This is a genomic window from uncultured Legionella sp. (genome assembly GCF_937871865.1).
GTDB lineage: Bacteria > Pseudomonadota > Gammaproteobacteria > Legionellales > Legionellaceae > Legionella.
The window spans coordinates 1-2,143 of the sequence record NZ_CALMPD010000113.1; the positions used below are offsets into that span (position 1 = coordinate 1).

Sequence of the window (2,143 nt, forward strand, 5' to 3'; positions counted from 1 at the left end):
TCCCTCACTTTGCAAAGGAAACTGAGTGAACAACTGGTGAGCAATAACAAAACTTAATATTGAATCACCCAAAAATTCAAAGCGTTCATAATTATCACTGCCAACACTACAATGAGTTAAAGCCTGTTTCAAATAAGCAGGCTTTTGGAATTGATAGTTTAACCGTCTGCATAATCTTTCTAAATCAATTTTCACTACCCGTTACTACCTCGTATGTGTCATCAAAATCAATCATTATGCTGATATTATACACCAAAGGTCTAATCACTTGATATTTTAATTTTACCTTAAATGCATTAGTGCCAGATGGTGAAATACTTAACTGCTCATTTTTCAAATCTTCAACACCATTAATATCTAATCGTTTACCAAGGCTTTTTCTTAACGTCATCGCATCAGCATAAGAATCACCAGTCATATCAGCGAAAGGAGTGGCATTTAAGCCCTTAATCGATTGAACTACAGAATAGTGTTGCAAATATATGGGTATGATTTTCATTACCACAACTGCTGCAAATACCACTACAACGACGGAAAACAGCATCCCGATTAAAGTCATTCCCTGTTGTTTACGCATCAAGCATTCCTTACTTAATTAATCTTCCGATTTTTGACCAGCGCAGGCTATTTGTTTTGCCATTCCAGCTCATCCATACCAAAAATGCTTTGCCTCTTAAATAACTATCAGGAACAAATCCCCAGAAACGGCTGTCAGCGCTGTCATCACGATTATCCCCCATCATAAAATAATTACCCTCAGGGACTACAATGTCAAAATCAACGGCAGAGACATCTGCTCTGACAAAAATATCATGAACAACACCATTGAGATCTTCTTTATATTGAGCAACAGCTTTGCCAGAACTTTCATCAATTGTGTACTCGACAAAAGTTTGTTTTGCTTCTTTTCCATTGATGGTTAGTTTCTTATTATGGTATGAAATTTTATCACCGGGCACACCAATTACTCGTTTAATATAATCATAGGTAGGAGCAGGAGGCCAGCGAAAAACGGCAACATCACCTTTTTTAGGGTCAGCTATAGAGACTACTTTCTTTTCCCAAACGGGTAATCTTAATCCATAAGCAAATTTATTTACCGCAACAAAATCACCCACTAATAAAGTAGGTTCCAGTGAGCCTGAAGGAATTCGAAAAGGCTCAATTAAAAAAGAACGCAATAAAAGAACGATAAAAAATACCGGGAAAAATGACCGAGAATATTCAATAACTCTCCCTGGCTTTTGATCTGGACCTCTTTTTTTAGCCCAAAACACTATATCAAGAAAATAAATGAAACCACTTACCGCGGATAAAACTAGCAAAATCAAAGCAAAATTCATAAATTATCATCCTATAATGTAACGTATCAATAACCCAAGGAATGTTTTCTATTCCAACGTACCATGAACAAAACGAGGTACGTTGGTACAGTAGTTTTACCAGAATTAGAGATGTTATCCTAAAATTACCAGGAGCCTATGACATAGCCTTTCAATGCCTACACCAGTTTGATGAATGCCGAAGATAAACCACGACACGTAGGGATTTTAGACTGAAGTGTCAATAAAGCTCCAGTGCTTCGTCGAGATTAAATCTTAAGGAATTAATCTTCATATTCAATCTGGCGTAGCGGAAATGTCGCCCTATAAAGTTATGTTATCTCTTTTTGTCAGATTGAAAAACAGCCATAAACGCTTCTTGAGGGATCTCTACATGCCCGACCTGCTTCATGCGTTTTTTACCAGCTTTCTGTTTATCCAGTAATTTTCTTTTACGAGAAACGTCGCCCCCATAACATTTGGCAATTACGTTCTTTCTCAAAGCCTTAACAGTCTGTCTGGCAATAATATGGCTGCCAAGAGCAGCCTGAATAGCCACATCAAACATTTGTCTTGGAATCAGTTCCTGCATTTTTTCAGCAATCAGCTTGCCCCGACTGTTTGCTGAACTTCTATGAACAATAACAGACAGTGCATCAACTCGCTCACTGTTGATTAAGATGTCCATTTTCACCAGATCAGCTTCATCAAAACGGAGGAAATTATAATCAAGTGACGCATAACCACGGCTAACAGATTTTAGTCTGTCGAAGAAATCAGACACAACTTCGCTCATAGGAATATCATAAGAAACAGATACC

Annotated in this window: 2 protein-coding genes and 2 pseudogenes; all 4 read right to left on the minus strand. The window is 37.6% G+C overall.

Annotation, left to right across the window (positions count from 1 at the left end):
* Positions 1-195, minus strand: a pseudogene (gene rnc, locus Q0495_RS06005) (ribonuclease III); the annotation flags it as partial.
* Positions 185-577 carry a DUF4845 domain-containing protein gene (locus Q0495_RS06010; RefSeq protein WP_298624110.1) on the minus strand — a complete coding sequence of 131 codons (393 nt, stop codon included), beginning with the start codon at positions 575-577 and terminating at the stop codon, positions 185-187. The pseudogene rnc and the gene Q0495_RS06010, both read right to left, overlap by 11 nt.
* Before the next feature lie 10 nt (positions 578-587).
* On the minus strand, positions 588-1,343 hold the full coding sequence (gene lepB / locus Q0495_RS06015; RefSeq protein WP_298624112.1) for a signal peptidase I: 756 nt from the start codon (positions 1,341-1,343) through the stop codon (positions 588-590).
* A gap of 316 nt (positions 1,344-1,659) precedes the next feature.
* Positions 1,660-2,143: pseudogene (locus Q0495_RS06020) on the minus strand (elongation factor 4); the annotation flags it as partial.